This is a genomic window from Streptomyces sp. ME19-01-6 (genome assembly GCF_033793745.1).
In the GTDB taxonomy this organism is placed as follows: domain Bacteria; phylum Actinomycetota; class Actinomycetes; order Streptomycetales; family Streptomycetaceae; genus Streptomyces.
Genome location: NZ_JARAXF010000006.1, coordinates 44,336 through 58,021 on the forward strand (window position 1 = coordinate 44,336; position 13,686 = coordinate 58,021).

Annotated in this window: 17 protein-coding genes; 8 read left to right on the top strand and 9 right to left on the bottom strand. The window is 70.6% G+C overall.

All coding sequences use genetic code 11. The annotated features are described in order from the left end of the window. Positions 1 to 19: 19 nt before the first annotated feature. Entirely contained in the window at positions 20 to 811 is a 792-nt protein-coding gene (locus PV419_RS16050; RefSeq protein WP_319689187.1) for a response regulator transcription factor, read from the top strand. Here the strand turns inward: PV419_RS16050 and PV419_RS16055 are convergent. From PV419_RS16055 to PV419_RS16065, 3 genes are all read right to left on the bottom strand, one after another. Then, on the bottom strand, positions 798 to 2,741 hold the full coding sequence (locus PV419_RS16055) for an ABC transporter ATP-binding protein (protein ID WP_319689923.1): 1,944 nt from the start codon (positions 2,739 to 2,741) through the stop codon (positions 798 to 800). The genes PV419_RS16050 and PV419_RS16055 overlap by 14 nt on opposite strands. Before the next feature lie 211 nt (positions 2,742 to 2,952). Further along, on the bottom strand, positions 2,953 to 3,078 hold the full coding sequence (locus PV419_RS16060) for a hypothetical protein (RefSeq protein ID WP_319689188.1): 126 nt from the start codon (positions 3,076 to 3,078) through the stop codon (positions 2,953 to 2,955). A gap of 386 nt (positions 3,079 to 3,464) precedes the next feature. Then, positions 3,465 to 4,469 (bottom strand): DUF2993 domain-containing protein, encoded by a 1,005-nt coding sequence (locus PV419_RS16065; protein WP_319689189.1) that lies wholly within the window; start codon positions 4,467 to 4,469, stop codon positions 3,465 to 3,467. A gap of 262 nt (positions 4,470 to 4,731) precedes the next feature. Here PV419_RS16065 and PV419_RS16070 point away from each other — a divergent pair, with 262 nt between their 5' ends. Both PV419_RS16070 and PV419_RS16075 read left to right on the top strand, forming a co-directional pair. Beyond that, entirely contained in the window at positions 4,732 to 5,124 is a 393-nt protein-coding gene (locus PV419_RS16070) for a hypothetical protein (RefSeq protein ID WP_319689190.1), read from the top strand. 10 nt (positions 5,125 to 5,134) lie between these two features. Then, complete coding sequence (locus PV419_RS16075; protein WP_319689191.1) at positions 5,135 to 5,536, top strand: RidA family protein; 402 nt, start codon at positions 5,135 to 5,137, stop codon at positions 5,534 to 5,536. A gap of 17 nt (positions 5,537 to 5,553) precedes the next feature. Here the strand turns inward: PV419_RS16075 and PV419_RS16080 are convergent, their stop codons facing one another. Both PV419_RS16080 and PV419_RS16085 read right to left on the bottom strand, forming a co-directional pair. Further along, entirely contained in the window at positions 5,554 to 6,582 is a 1,029-nt protein-coding gene (locus PV419_RS16080; protein ID WP_319689192.1) for an LLM class flavin-dependent oxidoreductase, read from the bottom strand. Then, positions 6,573 to 7,532, bottom strand: a complete 960-nt coding sequence (locus tag PV419_RS16085) for a helix-turn-helix transcriptional regulator (protein WP_319689193.1) — start codon at positions 7,530 to 7,532, stop codon at positions 6,573 to 6,575. The genes PV419_RS16080 and PV419_RS16085 overlap by 10 nt, the downstream gene beginning before the upstream one ends. 155 nt (positions 7,533 to 7,687) lie before the next feature. Here PV419_RS16085 and PV419_RS16090 point away from each other — a divergent pair, with 155 nt between their 5' ends. The 3 genes from PV419_RS16090 (at position 7,688) to PV419_RS16100 (ending at position 9,722) form a co-directional block, all read left to right on the top strand. Continuing rightward, positions 7,688 to 8,287 (top strand): short chain dehydrogenase, encoded by a 600-nt coding sequence (locus PV419_RS16090; RefSeq protein WP_319689195.1) that lies wholly within the window; start codon positions 7,688 to 7,690, stop codon positions 8,285 to 8,287. Between the two features lie 145 nt (positions 8,288 to 8,432). Then, the gene (locus PV419_RS16095; RefSeq protein WP_319689196.1) at positions 8,433 to 9,245 is read left to right on the top strand and encodes a class I SAM-dependent methyltransferase; all 813 of its coding nucleotides are present in this window, start codon (positions 8,433 to 8,435) and stop codon (positions 9,243 to 9,245) included. A gap of 105 nt (positions 9,246 to 9,350) precedes the next feature. Then, positions 9,351 to 9,722: a hypothetical protein gene (locus tag PV419_RS16100; RefSeq protein WP_319689197.1), complete on the top strand. Its 372-nt coding sequence runs from the start codon at positions 9,351 to 9,353 to the stop codon at positions 9,720 to 9,722. Between the two features lie 33 nt (positions 9,723 to 9,755). Here PV419_RS16100 and PV419_RS16105 read toward each other — a convergent pair whose 3' ends face one another. Together PV419_RS16105 and PV419_RS16110 are read right to left on the bottom strand one after the other, a co-directional pair. Then, positions 9,756 to 9,902, bottom strand: a complete 147-nt coding sequence (locus PV419_RS16105; RefSeq protein ID WP_319689198.1) for a hypothetical protein — start codon at positions 9,900 to 9,902, stop codon at positions 9,756 to 9,758. A gap of 72 nt (positions 9,903 to 9,974) precedes the next feature. Then, a complete protein-coding gene (locus PV419_RS16110) occupies positions 9,975 to 10,496 on the bottom strand; it encodes an ATP-binding protein (RefSeq protein WP_319689200.1) in 522 nt (173 codons plus the stop codon). A 127-nt stretch (positions 10,497 to 10,623) separates the two neighbouring features. Here PV419_RS16110 and PV419_RS16115 point away from each other — a divergent pair, with 127 nt between their 5' ends. Together PV419_RS16115 and PV419_RS16120 are read left to right on the top strand one after the other, a co-directional pair. Further along, entirely contained in the window at positions 10,624 to 11,475 is an 852-nt protein-coding gene (locus PV419_RS16115; RefSeq protein ID WP_319689201.1) for a helix-turn-helix transcriptional regulator, read from the top strand. A gap of 12 nt (positions 11,476 to 11,487) precedes the next feature. Beyond that, the gene (locus PV419_RS16120; protein WP_319689203.1) at positions 11,488 to 11,697 is read left to right on the top strand and encodes a DUF397 domain-containing protein; all 210 of its coding nucleotides are present in this window, start codon (positions 11,488 to 11,490) and stop codon (positions 11,695 to 11,697) included. 64 nt (positions 11,698 to 11,761) lie between these two features. Here the strand turns inward: PV419_RS16120 and PV419_RS16125 are convergent, their stop codons facing one another. Then, a complete protein-coding gene (locus PV419_RS16125) occupies positions 11,762 to 12,022 on the bottom strand; it encodes an RNA-binding protein (protein WP_319689204.1) in 261 nt (86 codons plus the stop codon). A gap of 127 nt (positions 12,023 to 12,149) precedes the next feature. Further along, complete coding sequence (locus PV419_RS16130; RefSeq protein ID WP_319689206.1) at positions 12,150 to 13,619, bottom strand: FG-GAP-like repeat-containing protein; 1,470 nt, start codon at positions 13,617 to 13,619, stop codon at positions 12,150 to 12,152. Between the last annotated feature and the right edge of the window lie 67 nt (positions 13,620 to 13,686).

The following is a 13,686-nucleotide window of genomic DNA, read 5'->3' on the forward strand; positions in this document are numbered from 1 at the left end:
GGGCGCTTGGCTGGAGCCCATGCATGAGACAGCCCGGACTGCCCGGATTCTGGTCGTGGACGACGATCCCGCGGTGCGCGACGCACTCAGCAGAACCCTGAGGTTCGAGGGGTACGAGGTCGACACGGCCCAGGACGGCCTGGAGGCGCTGGCCCGTCTCGAACACCCGGCCCGTCTCGAACAGGGGCCGGTCGACCTGGTGCTGCTCGATGTGATGATGCCCGGCCTGGACGGGCTGGCGGTCGCCCGCCGCATCAGGGCCGGCGGCGACACCGTACCGATCATGATGATCACCGCGCGGGACTCGGTCGGCGACCGGATCGTCGGCCTCGACAACGGCGCCGACGACTATCTGACGAAACCCTTCGCGGGCGAGGAACTCCTGGCCCGGGTACGCGCCCTGGTGCGCCGGACCGCCCCTTTGCAGCCCGCCCCCCGGCAGCCCGCCCCCCGGCCGACTCCCACTCGGCCGGAGCCGGCCGCCCGGCTGTCCTTCGAGGACGTGACGCTGGACCCGCGCACCCGCCAGGTCACCCGCGCCGGACGGCGGCTGGACCTCACCAAGACCGAGTACGCGCTGCTGAAGCTGTTTCTCTCCCGCCCCCGTCAGGTGCTCACCCGGGCGGCGATCCTGCGCGATGTGTGGGGATTCGCCTTCGAGCCCACGTCCAACACGCTGGACGTCTACGTGATGTATCTGCGGCGGAAGACGGAGGCGCGCGGTGAGCCACGGCTGCTGCACACGGTGCGCGGAGTGGGCTATGTCCTGCGCGCCCTGGCGGGCGACTGGACCCGGCTCAACTCCCCGTGAGTTCCGTCTCGTTCTGCGAGCCGTGCAGCCGCGCGTACGCGCCGCCCAGGGCGAGCAGTTCCCGGTGCGTGCCGGTCTCCACCACCCGCCCGTGGTCGAGGACGAGGATCCGGTCGGCGTCCGGCGCCAGGTTCAGATCGTGCGTGATCATGAGCGTCGTACGGCCGGACATCAGCCGCCTCAGCGGCCTGACCACCCGTCGCGCCGAGAGCGCGTCAAGCCCGGTGGTGGGCTCGTCCAGGACCAGGACGGGCGCGTTCCGCAGCATCGCGCGGGCGATCGCCACGCGCTGCAGCTGCCCGCCGGACAGCTGCGCGGTGCGCGGGTCGATCGGGGTGTCGTAGCCCTCGGGAAGGGCGGTGATGAAGTCGTGGGCCGCCGCGTCCCGGGCCGCCTGGACGATCTCGTGGTCCGTGGCCCCCGGTCGGCCGCAGGCGATGTTCTCGCGGATGGTGTCGTGCAGGATGAGCGTCTCCTGCGGCAGGAGCGTGACGTTCTCGCGCAGGAAGGACAGCGGCATGGCGTGCAGCGGCACCCCGTCCAGCCGTACGGAGCCCTCGGCGGGGTCGTAGAAGCGCAGCAGCAGCTTCGAGACGGTCGACTTGCCCGCCCCGCTCGCGCCGGTGATCAGCACGAACTCCCCGGGCTCGGCCGTGAGCGCGACCTGGGCCAGGGTGCGCTTGTGGGCGCCCGGGTAGCGGAAGCCCACCCGGTCGAACTCCACCGTGCCGTGCACCCGCCAGGGCGCGACGGCCGCTCCCGGCGGCGGGTCGGCCACGGCGGGCTCGGCGTCGAGGATGTCCAGCAGGCGCTCGGCGCCCGCGGTCGCGGCGGTGAGGGTGAGGCCGAGCTGCCCGAGGTTGCGGATCGGCGGGTAGAGGTAGCCGAGGAAGGCGGCGAAGGCCAGGAGCTGGCCGATGGTCATCCGGTCCTGGGAGATCTCCCAGGCGCCGAGCCCGATGACGGCGAGGACGCACAGCGTCTCGATGACCTCGACCAGCTGCTCGTACAGCTCACTCATCCGCGCCCCGGCCACCGACGCGCGCATCCAGGCGTGCGCCTCCCGGCGCAGCCGCTTCTCCTCGGCGGCCTTCCGGTTGTAGGCCTGGGTGAGCACGATGTTGCCCAGCGACTCCTCGACCACCGAGGTGATCGCGCCGTCGGCGACGCGCTCCTCCCGCGCGACGGTCTTGATCCGGCCGGAGAAGCGCCGGGCGGCCAGCCAGAACAGCGGCGCCAGCACGAAGGTGGCCAGCGCCAGGTCCCAGCGCAGCCAGAAGGCGGCGGTGGCGAAGAAGACCGTGCTGAACAGCGCGGACACGGTGCCCACGACCCCGGAGACCACCATCTGCTCGATGGCCTCGACATCCCCGGTGAGGCGCTCGACCAGGTCGCCCTGGCGGTGGCGCTGGAAGAAGTGCGGCGGCAGGTCCTGGACATGGCCGAAGACGCGGGCGCGCAGGCGCAGTACGAAGCGTTCGGCGGTCCACACCGCGAGCGAGTTGCCGGTGTACCCGACGGCCGCGCCGAGGACCGCGACGGCGAACCACTGCCCGGCGGGGGACCAGAACGCGCTGAGCGAGCCCTGCTGCAGGGCGTGGTCCGTCAGGTTGGAGAACAGCAGGATCGCGGCCGTCTCGGCGAGCGCGGCGGCGACCACACAGACGCAGATCAGCACCAGCCGGCGGCGGTCGCCCCGGGTCAGCGGCCAGAAGCGGCGGAAGGCCGCGCGCGCGGGCAGCTGCGGGGCGGTCGGCTCGGCCTCGTTCTCGTCGCCCTCGTACGGGTCCGGGCGCGGGGCCTCGTAGCCGGCGCAGTCGTCGGGCTGTCGCTGGGTGCTCGGGGGCTGGTGGCGGCCGTACGGGCGGGGCCGCCCGGGGCGCCGGTGGCGCCCGCGGCCGGGCTCGGCTCCGATCACCCGCAGCCGCATCGTCGGCGGGTCGCCGTGGCTGAGCGCCGTGGGCGCAGTGCGTGCTGTGGGCGCGGGGGGCGTCGGGGGGACTGGGGGCACTGTCGAGGTCACGGTTCCTGTCTCTCCCGCTCCTGGCGTCGGCGGCCGGCTGCTGGGGCCGTGCCCGGGCCCGGACATGGCCGAGGCGGGCCCGTGGCACAGTGCCGCGGGCCCGCCTCCGGTATGTGGGTCAGCCACCGATGGGGCGACGGCGCTGGTGCTTCTTGCACTTCTTGTGCGCCGGCTTCGGGTGCTGGTTCTTCTTCTCCTCGGGCTTGCGGGCGGGCTTGACCGGAACGACCTTGCGGATGCTCATTGGGATTTCCTTTCGGTTTTTCTTTTCCGTTGTCTCGCCGTTCGGCTTCGACACGGAAAACATTAGGAGGGGTTTCCGTGAGTGAGGTCAGAGGAGCCTGTGTGTTTGCCCAGACCCGTTCAAAGGCATTGCGGGCATGCCGAAGGGGGCCGGTGGCGTGTGCCACCGGCCCCCTTCCGTGACCTGTCTCAGGTCGGCCCAGTCTGCGCTCAGTGCTCGATCGGACGGCGCGGGGGCTTCTTCGGACCCTTCTTTCGTCTGCTTTCGATGCGCCTGTCCGGTGCAGCAAGAAAGACACTACCGAGGAATTCGGCGACGGAAAGCCGAATTCGGTGAGGCCTGGTTAAGGAAACAATGAGGTTCCCTCATGCGCTGTTTGAGAATCCTCATCGAGCTGTCTTGCGGGCGTCGCCCACGGCAAGCCCGGAGCCCGTGAGGTCGGCCCGGATGCCCTCGCGCTCGACGGTGACGTTCCGCAGCCGCAGGCCCTTGGCCTGCTTCGGTAGCTGGAAGGAGAACGCGACCCGCTCCGACAGATCCTGGGCCCGCAGCCTCACCAGGGCCCGGGCCAGCACCGGGTCGACGCCGACCGCCTCCAGCGTCTCGGGGCGGTCGGCGACCAGGTCCACGAGGTTGGCCCGCTTCAGCCGGTCCGTGAAGCCCGGCCGCCCGGTGATCCGGCTCAGCCGCTCGTCGTCCCGCAGCGCCTGTTCCGCGGCCCCGGGCGTGACGCCGAGCTGCCGCGCCACTGATGGCACCGCGAGCAGCGCCCGCGTCTTCTTCTTGTCGCGGCTGATCCGTTCCGCGGCCTCCGGGTGCAGCCTCAGCCGGGCGGGCCGCCCGGGCCGGTAGGTGGCGATACCGGGGACGTCGAGCCGCATGTCGCTGACGCTGGTGGCGACCCCGCGGTCGCCGTCCCGCCGGATGCGCGCCAGGGCGTGGATGTGCACCTGCCGCCCGGCCACCGGCAACTCGCCCTCCGCCCGCACCGACTGGTGGTCGAGCACCCGGAACTTCACCTGCGAGCCGCCGCCCAGTTCGCGGTTCAGGTCGTCGAAGGCCAGCAGTACGTCCCCGTCCACCTGGGCCGCCCTGGCCCCGTCGACGGGCAGCGGCAGGTCCCCGACCAGGCGGATGTCCGTGGCCTCGGCCCGTACCTCGGCGAGCGTCACCCGGCCGGCCGCCACGTCGGGGATGGTGACGTCCACCCCGTCCAGGTGCTTGCCCAGCAGCTGGGTGAGGAACGGAAACCCGTGGATGTCCACCTCGGGCGCCGCCGCAAGGCCGAGCTTGTGCTGCAGCGTCTGCTCCGCCCGCTTCTCGGCGTACAGCACGGCGCAGCGGTCCACGAGCACCAGCAGCGAGGCGCCCAGCAGAAGCCCGATGACCACCTTGGTGGTGCGCGGTACGCGGGCGGGCCCCCGGCGAACCTCTTGCTCCGGCTCCGGGTGCTCCGGATCGGGGTCGACGCTTTGGGGGGATGGGGATGGGGATCGGGATTGGGACTGGGATTGTGATGGGGATTGGCGGGGCAGCGGTGAAAACATGCGTGCGGGGGATCGCATCACTCCATCCCAACACGCCCGCCCGGCCCGGACGCAAGTCCTGACGGAGGTTCGTGGCGAACAGCACGGAGCGCGTACGGTGACCCGCATGGCCCGTTCCCGCAGCACCCGGCGGCTCGTCGTCGGCGACGACACCTACCTGTGGTCGGTGGGCCACCTCCACGAGGGCGGCAAGCAGCCGGACTACTCGACCTGCCGGGAGACCCTGTCGCTCCGCCGGGAAGGCAGCCGCGGCCGCCTGCTGCTCGCCTTCCTCCAGCCCCCGGCCATCGGCCCCATGAGCACGGTCGGCGCCCCCGACCGCGGCTGGCTGAACCTCCACGAGCCGGGCGTGGTCCGCGCCTTCCTCGACGCGGCCCTCGCCCAGGGCTGGGACCCCGGCGCGGTCAAGGGACAGGAGATCGACGGCTGGACCCTCTTCCCCGAGGCGCTGCACGCCCGCCGCGCGAAAAGCGATAGTGGGACGGGCACCCAGGGGTGAGGATGCCGCTATGAACAAGAAGCGGCTCACGCACATACCGGCTCCGGAGGGCGTCGCCCCAGGGAACGGCTACACCAACGTCGTCATGGGTTCCGGCCGTATGGTCGCGGTGTCCGGGCAGATCGCGCTCGACGCCCGGGGCGAGCTCGTCGGCGTGGGCGATCCCGCCGCACAGGCCCGGCAGGTCTTCGAGAACCTGCGCCGCTGTCTGGCGGCCGCGGGCGCGACCTTCGACGATGTCATCAAGCTCACGTACTACGTCACCGACGTGGCCCACCTGCCCGCGGTCCGGTCCGTACGCGACGAGTACGTGGACATGACGCGCCCGCCCGCCAGCACGGCCGTCCAGGTCGCGGCGCTGTTCCGCCCCGAGCTGGTCCTGGAGGTCGAAGCCTTCGCGCTCATCGAGTAGCCGTCGGCGGCGAGTGGCTAGGCGGCCGGTCGCCAGCCCAGCGCCGGGCCCAGTTCGGTGGCGATGTCGGTGAGGATCTGGACGTAGTCCTCGTGCTCGAAGGTGAACGGCAGCGCGAACGCCACCTCGTCGATCTCCCGGAAAGCGGCGTGGGCGTGGAGCCGTTCGGCGATCTCCCCCGAGGTTCCGACCAGGTCCGGCGCGAACATCAGGCGGGCCGGGCCCTGCGGCGTGGCCGTACGAGGCGTCCGCTTGCGGGCGTACGCCTCGTACTTCGCCCGCTGCTCGGGCGTGGCGGAGTCGGTGGGGATGACGACCAGCCCCTGGGAGACGCGGGCGCGGTCGCCGTCGGGGTGGTGGGCGCGGAAGGTCCGGACATGCGAGAGCTGGATCTCGGCGAAATCCTCCGACTCCTGCGCCTCCTCCGCCTTGACGACGCTGCTGGTCAGGAAGTTCATCCCGTGCTCACCGGCCCACTGAGCCGACCGCAGGCTGCCGCCGCCGTACCACAAGCGGCGGCCCAGGCCCAGGGAGTGGGGCTGGACGCGGTCGGCGAAGGTCTCGAACCCCTCCGTGCCGCTGAAGTCGGTGGCCGGTTCGCCGCGCACGAAGTCCAGCAGCCGGCGTACGCGCTCGAAGCTGAAGTCCTCGGCGTCGGCGGTGTCGGGGTAGAGCGCGTCTTTGACCTGGTCGTAGTGCATCGGCGGGCCGACGCTGATCCCCGGGTTGAGGCGGCCCCCGGACAGGATGTCGACCGTCGCCAGGTCCTCGGCGAGCCGTAGCGGATTCTCCCAGCCCAGGGGGATGACCGCCGTGCCCAGCTCGATGCGGCTGGTGCGCTGCGAGGCCGCGGCCAGGACGGCGACGGGGGAGGAGATGCCGTACTGGAGATGGCGGTGGCGCACCCAGGCGCTGTCGAAGCCCAGTCGCTCGCCGAGTTCGATGATCTCGAGGGTCGACTCGTGGCCCCGGCGGGGGTCGGCCCCGTCGAACAGGCCGATGGTCAGGAAGCCCAGCTTGCGCAGTGGTTCCGAGGTCAGCGGCACGGTCGCTCCTCCGTCGTCCGCGGTGTGCTCTGCCGTACACCGACGCCGCCCGATTCTGGCAGGCGGTTGTTGCGGGGGCCTGTCGAGAACGTGTCCGGGGACACGGCGGTCAGGTCGGCGAGGAGCCGTAGGGCCTCCGCGGACGGTGAGCCCGGCTCGGCGTTCATCACGGCCACCCGCTGCCCCTCGTCCTCCGGGAGCGCCAGCAACTCGCACATGAGCGTCATCGTGCCCACCACGGGGTGGCGGTAGGTGCGGGTGGCGATGCCGCAGTCGCCCACCGTATGCGCGGCCCACAGCGTGGCGAACTCCGCGCTGCCCACGGTAAGTTCCCCGATCAGGCCGGTCAGTGCGGGGTCGCCCGGGTACCGACCGGCGATCACCCGCAGGTCGGCGACGGTGGACCGGGCCTTGCGGATCCAGTCGGCGTACAGCTCGCGCGTGTGGGGGTCGAGGAAGAGCAGGCGGGCGATGTTGGGGCGCTCGGCCGGGCGGTCCGGCGAATCGAAGTCGAGGTGTCCGGCCATCAGGGCGTGGGCCATCCGGTTCCACGCGAGGACATCGCAGAAGCGCCCCATGACCAGCGCGGGCACCTCCCCGAACGACTCGATCATGACCCGCACCCCCGGCCGCACCTGCTCCGGCCTGGCCGCCCGGCGGCGGACCCCCCGCTTCGGCCGGGCCAGCGAGTACAGGTGGGCCCGCTCGGCCTCGTCCAGCCGCAGCACACGGGCGACGGCGTCCAGCACGGCGTCCGAGGCGTTGGGGCTCTGCCCCTGTTCGAGCCGGGTGTAGTAGCCGGCGCTCACCCCGGCGAGCTGCGCCAGCTCCTCCCGCCGCAGCCCGGGCACCCGGCGGCGCCCCCCGTACGAAGCAAGCCCCGCGTCCTCGGGCCGCAGCCGCGCCCGCCGCGACCGCAGGAACTCTCCCAGCTCCTCACGCGTGTCCATGCGCCCCAGTCTCGCGGAGGCGCGCCCGCGCTGCCTGCACCTGCCAGGTGTAGTCACCGCGGGTGTATCTCCGGCAGAGGGCTGGGTACGGCTCGCCGCCCGTCGCAGCCTGGCTCCGGGAGAAGCAAGCCCGAGCGGAACGGACAGGACAGCCAGTGAAGATTCTTGTGGTCGGCGCGACGGGCACCATCGGCGGCGCGGTCGCCGACACGTTGGCCGAGCGCCACGAGGTGGTACGTGCGTCACGCCGTGGCCCGGTACGGGTGGATGTGGCGGACCCCGCGTCGCTCGACGCCCTGTTCGCGGGCGTCGGGGACGGTGACCTGGACGCGGTGGTGTGCTGCGCCGCGAGCGGGGGCCTCACCCCGCTGGACACCCCGTCGGACGAGCGGTTCTGGAGCGGGCTCGACGGAAAGCTGATCGGGCAGGTGAACCTCGTACGGCGGGCGCTCACCCGCCTACGGGACGGCGGCTCCGTCACCCTCACCAGCGGACGCTTCACCGAGCCCATCCCCGGCAGCTCGCTCGGCTACCTGGTCAACGCGGGTCTGGAGGCGTTCGTGTGCGCCGCCGCCACGGAGCTGCCACGCGGCATCCGCCTCAACGCGGTCAGCCCCGGCTGGGTCCGCGAAACCCTCGTCACCCTGGGCATGGACCCGTCCCTCGGCACCCCGGCGGCGGATGTCGCCCGCGCCTACGCGGACGCGGTGGAGGGCGACGCCCACGGACGGACGCTGACGGTGGGCGCGGTCTGAGTCACCTGCCCGAGCCAGTAGGTGACGCTGCCGGGGATCTTGGATGGGGTGTTATTGACCTTCTGGCCCCGTTGATCGGGTTTGCGTTAGTGTCGGGGCCTGCTACGGCATTGACGCAATGGTGGTTCTCCCCGGGAGGGAACGGATGGCGCAGACGGCGTTTGATGAGTCCGAGCGGCGGGCGTGGGCAGGACAGGCTGATGCCTATGCCGCGGGTTTCGCCAAACTCTGCGCGTATCCAGTACCCGACCTCCTCCGTGCCGCCGAGGTTCGAGAGGGAGCGCGAGTCCTCGATGTGGGGACGGGCACCGGCACTGCCGCCGCAGCTGCTTGCGAGCGGGGAGCGAAGGTCACGGCGGTGGACGCTGAGCCGGGCATGGTTGCCCGAGCCGCGCAGGCGGTCCCGGAAGCCGATGTGCGACTTGCCTCTTTGCCCCGTCTTCCGTTCGCCGACGACGAGTTTGACGCCGTGATCGGCAACTTCGTTCTCAACCATGTCGGACAACCTCGTGAAGCTCTGAAGGAGCTCCGCCGGGTGACGCGTCCTGGTGGTCGCATAGCGGTCACCATCTGGGCAGTCCCCCCGGCCCCCGGGCAAGCGCTGCTCGGCAGGGCTGTCCAGGCAGCGGGTGTCGCCCGTCCCGCTCACTTGCCGACCCTTGCCAACGAAGATGACTTCCCGCGCACTGAGCAGGGCTTTGCCGCATTGCTGGGCGAGGCCGGACTACTCAATGGTGTCTGCGACACCCTGGTCTGGGACCATCGGACGACTCGCGAAGAGTGGTGGAGCGGACCGGCCGCCGGAGTGGCGACGGTCGGGCAGATTGTGACGAGCCAGGCTCCGGCGGTTATCGCGGAGATCAAAGAGCACTTCGATCTGCTGTGCGCGGAGTTCGCCGGTCCCGATGGCGTGCTGGTGTTGCCTCACACGGCCCTGATCGCGCATGGCCAGGCATGATGTTGCCCTGATTCAAATCCTCGACAGCGTCACTCCCTCACCGGGACCGGTCCCCCACCGCACCGACTAGCCTGCGGCGCCATCGGTTCTGCGGAAGGAGACGGTATGGAGCCGGCGGCACTGATCGGTGGGGTTGTTGCTCTCCTGGTGCTGGGAGGGCTCCTCAATGCCCTGCGCGGTCGCCGACCGTGGTCCGAGCCCACGTACGTGCCCCTGTGCTCCGTCGCTCCCACGGTCGAGGAGGACACCCGCACCGATGAACTCCTGGACGAGCTGGCTGCGATCGCCAGGAGCCGGGGCTTCCTGAGGCAAGGGAGGGAGGACCCGCGGACCCGGGAGATCGGTGCCGAGCTGGACCGGATGAACGGCATGCAGAAGATGCGCGATGTACACAGGGTGGTGGCCGCCGAGCTCGGTGGGGTGCACGCACGCGAGCTGGAAGTCGCGTGGGACGGCATCGGTGGCTGGCAGGGGTAGACGGAACCTCAGTCCAGCGTCTTGACCAGGTCGTCAATCACGCCTTTGTTCACGAACTAGGTCGCCCTTGTCGTCGTAGTCGAGCAGCTCGAAGCCATCGGCGTAGCCGGACGCCCCGAACTCGTCTTCGAACTCCTTGAGGAGGTTGAGCTCGGGGATGGGTGAGTACGCGTTGCTCATGAAGGCCGCCGTGGGGGAGGGGCGCCGTCGTGTGATCGCATCGTATTGCCACCGGCCAGAGATTCGGCCGGATCAGGCCGCGATGTCGAACCTGCCGTGGTGCGGGGTGAGTTCGAACCACAGGAGCTTGCCGCTGATGCCGAAGAGATCGTCGGCGAGTGGGTAGCCGCCCCAGTTGTCCGCGCAGAGCCGGACGATGAGCAGGCCGCGGCCGTGGGTGTCGTCGATCTTGGCGGCGGCTTCGGTGAGGGCGGTGAAGCGGTCGAGGTGGCCGGGCGGGGTGTCGAAGGGCGCGGGGATGAGGGGGTTCGTGTCCCAGATGCTGACCCGGAGGCGGTTCTCGCAGAGGTGGCGCAGGCGGAGTTGGGCGGGGCCGTCGGAGTGGCGGAGAGCGTTGGTGACCATTTCGCTCGTAAGAAGTTCGGCCGTCTCGGTCAGCTCGGCCATGCCGTGGCCGGAGAGGACCGCCCGCAGGGTGACCCGTGCGATGCGGGCGGCCCTGGGGTCGTTGGGGAGACGGAGGGTGTACGTCCAGGGCTGGTCAGCGTCGTCGGATGGCCCGGAGCCGGAGTCCTGCGGGGATACGGTTGCCATGCGAGTCTCCCTCGGTCGGGTGGAGTTGAGTGGCTTGGCTCACACGGTAGAGCAGTGGATGGTAGATCTAGCCGGAGTTCGGTGAGACAGCTCTCGATTAAACCCGTGTGGGTTACAAGGGGGACCAATGGCGACGACCAATAACCCGACGCTCAAACCGCGACGACTTGGGGCCGAGCTGCGCAAGCTTCGTGAGCGCGCCGGCCTGTCCTCAACTGCGGCAGCGGCCGAATTGGGCGTGCAGCAAGCTCGGGTGAGCATGATCGAGGCTGGCCGGTACGCGGTGAGCGGAGACCGGGTACGGGCGATGGCCCGGAGCTACGCCTGTGCTGATGATGAACTGGTGGATGCTCTGGCAGACATGACCGGTGGGCGCACCCGGGGCTGGTGGGACGAGTACCGGGAACACCTCCCTGCGAGCTTTGCGGACATGGCCGAGCTGGAGCATCAGGCCCGGGGGCTGCGCGTGGCGCTGGTCATCCACATCCCAGGCTTGCTCCAGACCGTGGACCACGCCCGCGCGGTGATCCGGGAGGCGGCTCCGCCGCTGAGGGCATACGAGGTGGAGCACCGGCTGACCCACCGGATGAAGCGGCAGGCCATCCTCTACGGCGACGAACCGGTACCGTACACCGCCGTCATCCACGAGGCCGCTCTGCGGATGGAGTTCGGCGGAGTGAGCACAGTCCGTGCGCAGCTTGAACACCTCATCGAGATGGGCGAGATGGACAACGTCACCATCCGAGTGATTCCGTTTGGTGGCGGGACCTTCCCTGGAACAGGGCAGGGATTCGACTATGTCCTTGGGGCTGTGCCGCAGCTCGACACAGTGCAGCTCGATTCCGCCCAGGGGACTCAGTTCATGGACGCTGAGGCCGAGTTGGTCAAGTACCGGGCCGTCTTGGAACGGATGGAGGCGACGGCGCTCACATCGGCCGAGTCGCGGGACTTCATCCACAGCATTGTGCGCAGCATGTGAAAGGTGAGAAACGTGTCCACGTATCAGTGGCGTAAGTCTTCCTACAGTGCGGACGCGGGCAACTGCGTCAACGTCGCCGCCGCCGACGGCGTCATCGCGCTCCGCGAGAGCGACGACCCCGCCGTCGTCCTGACCACAACCCCCGCCGCTCTGCGCGCCTTCATACGTGGCACCAAGGCGGGCCGTCTCGACCACGTCAACGAGCCGCCCAGGCACGCATAAGGGCGCGGGGGCGCGAGATGGCCACGACAGCTTCGTCGTGGCCATACTCACCGCCGTACGGCGATCAGGCGCGCCTGGGGGCTCGCGACCGCGCCTCGTCGACCTGGATCGAACGGCCGCCGATCTCGGTGCCGTTGAGGTCGACCACCGCCTGCTCCGCCGCGTCGTTGTCGCTCATCTCGACGAAGCCGAAGCCCTGGGATCGCTGGGTGTCGCGGTCGTACATGATCTGGACGCCCGCCACCTCACCGCACTGCTCGAACACCCGCTGAAGGTCGTCCTCCGTCGTTTCGAAGCTCAGATTGCCGACGTACAGCTTCTTCATGACCGGCTCTCCCTCTCGCCGTGGTGTTGGCCGGACGGATCGTCGCGAGCCGGGTCAATCGTCGCGAGGGAGAGGGTGGTCGGCCATCGCGGCTGGGCCGAACGGGTGACGTCACACGCGGGCGCGGTTACCCGGCGAGGGCCGCGCCGAAGGACGACTTGACCGCCTCGTAGCCGAAGGAGTCCGGGCCGAAGAGGATCGAGCCGGTGCCGGTGAGACCGTCGCCGCCGCCGTACAGCATGCTGACGGCCCCGGTGTCGCGCCACTTGCCCCGCACGCCCACGGCGAGGTCGGCCGTTCCGTCGCCGTTGTAGTCGCCGGGGGCCATAGCCGAGCCGAACAGGTCGCCCGTCTCGGCGACGCCGACGACGCCCTTGGTGTCGAGCGACAGCGTCTGCGCCTTTGAGCTGGCCAGCCACTGCGTACTGCCGGGCACGACCGTGAGCGCCCCGGCGTTGGAGAAGCCGTCGCCGTCCTCCGCGGTCGGATCGCCGATGAGCAGGTCGGCGTGGCCGTCGCCGTTGACGTCTGCGAGCTGCGCCGCGGTGCCCTGGTGCGGGCCGCCGTCCCACACCACGGCGCCCGCCGCGTCGAGGCCGCTCGCGCTGCCGGGGAAGGTGCGCAGCAGGTAGTCGTCGGGGCCGTCGGAGAAGCCGGTGTCGATGACGACGTCGGCCTTGCCGTCGCCGTTGATGTCGCCGACCACGGCCTTGTAGCCGGCGAAGGGCAGGTTGATGTTCCGGCCGAGCGGCGTGCTCTTCAGGCCTGTCCTGGAGCCCGGCAGCACGCCGAGGGTGCCTTCGTCGGCGGGGTCGTCGGAGTAGGCCACGGTGACGAGGTCGTCGTAGCCGTCGCCGTTGATGTCGCCGCTCGAGATGCCTCGCGTTCCGGCGCCGCCGCCGGGCGGGGCGATCCGGGTGATCTTCGGGGTGGGCGTCGAGCGCAGGTTCTTCGCCCCGAGGACGAGGTCGACCTTGGTGCCGTCGCCGATGGCGAGGTCCTTGAGCCCGTCGTGGTTGTAGTCGCCCAGGGCCAGCCGGCCGCCGAAGCCCTGCCGGGCCGTGACGGTCGGCGCGTGGAAGGCGATGGCCTTGGTGGACAGGCCGGTCGCGGAGCCGAAGACGACGGTCACCGAACCGGCGCCCTTGACGTCGCCGATGGCCTCGCCGCTCGCGCCGACGACCAGGTCCGCGTATCCGTCGCCGTCCATGTCGCCCAGTGCGAGCGAGGACCCGAACCGGTCACCGGCCTCAGGCGTGCCCGGGACCCCGGTGGACGACTGGGTGAGGCCCTTGTGCCGGCTGACCTGGATGCCGCGCTGGGTGCCGTACGTCAGGACCACGTAACCGGCCTTGGCGTACCCCTTGGTGGCGGCGTCGGGCGCGCCGGCGGCGAGGTCGTCGTAGCCGTCGCCGTCCACGTCGGCGGTCTTGCCCGAACCGGCTGCCGCGGCCGCTGCCAGTCTCGTGGCGCCGCTGTCACCGTCCGGGGCGCCGGTGTGAGCGGCGGCGTGCGAGGTCCCCGCCAGTGTCACCCCCGTGACCACGGCAGTGACCACGGCCGTCACGGCACCTACAGACAGCAAGCGTTTGCGCATACCCGTTCCCTCTCCCGGTGGTTCGTCGTCGCCGGGTGAGACCAACGAGAAGGTGGAATGGTTGGGT

Excerpts from the sequence above, each read along its gene's own strand:
- PV419_RS16050 (WP_319689187.1), top strand. The coding sequence starts at position 20 with ATGCATGAGACAGCCCGGACTGCCCGGATTCTGGTCGTGGACGACGAT.
- PV419_RS16055 (WP_319689923.1), bottom strand. The coding sequence starts at position 2,741 with ATGCGGCTGCGGGTGATCGGAGCCGAGCCCGGCCGCGGGCGCCACCGG.
- PV419_RS16060 (WP_319689188.1), bottom strand. The coding sequence starts at position 3,078 with ATGAGCATCCGCAAGGTCGTTCCGGTCAAGCCCGCCCGCAAGCCCGAG.
- PV419_RS16070 (WP_319689190.1), top strand. The coding sequence starts at position 4,732 with ATGGCCCGTTCCCGCAGCACCCGGCGGCTCGTCGTCGGCGACGACACC.
- PV419_RS16075 (WP_319689191.1), top strand. The coding sequence starts at position 5,135 with ATGAACAAGAAGCGGCTCACGCACATACCGGCTCCGGAGGGCGTCGCC.
- PV419_RS16085 (WP_319689193.1), bottom strand. The coding sequence starts at position 7,532 with ATGGACACGCGTGAGGAGCTGGGAGAGTTCCTGCGGTCGCGGCGGGCG.
- PV419_RS16095 (WP_319689196.1), top strand. The coding sequence starts at position 8,433 with ATGGCGCAGACGGCGTTTGATGAGTCCGAGCGGCGGGCGTGGGCAGGA.
- PV419_RS16100 (WP_319689197.1), top strand. The coding sequence starts at position 9,351 with ATGGAGCCGGCGGCACTGATCGGTGGGGTTGTTGCTCTCCTGGTGCTG.
- PV419_RS16105 (WP_319689198.1), bottom strand. The coding sequence starts at position 9,902 with ATGAGCAACGCGTACTCACCCATCCCCGAGCTCAACCTCCTCAAGGAG.
- PV419_RS16110 (WP_319689200.1), bottom strand. The coding sequence starts at position 10,496 with ATGGCAACCGTATCCCCGCAGGACTCCGGCTCCGGGCCATCCGACGAC.
- PV419_RS16115 (WP_319689201.1), top strand. The coding sequence starts at position 10,624 with ATGGCGACGACCAATAACCCGACGCTCAAACCGCGACGACTTGGGGCC.
- PV419_RS16125 (WP_319689204.1), bottom strand. The coding sequence starts at position 12,022 with ATGAAGAAGCTGTACGTCGGCAATCTGAGCTTCGAAACGACGGAGGAC.
- PV419_RS16130 (WP_319689206.1), bottom strand. The coding sequence starts at position 13,619 with ATGCGCAAACGCTTGCTGTCTGTAGGTGCCGTGACGGCCGTGGTCACT.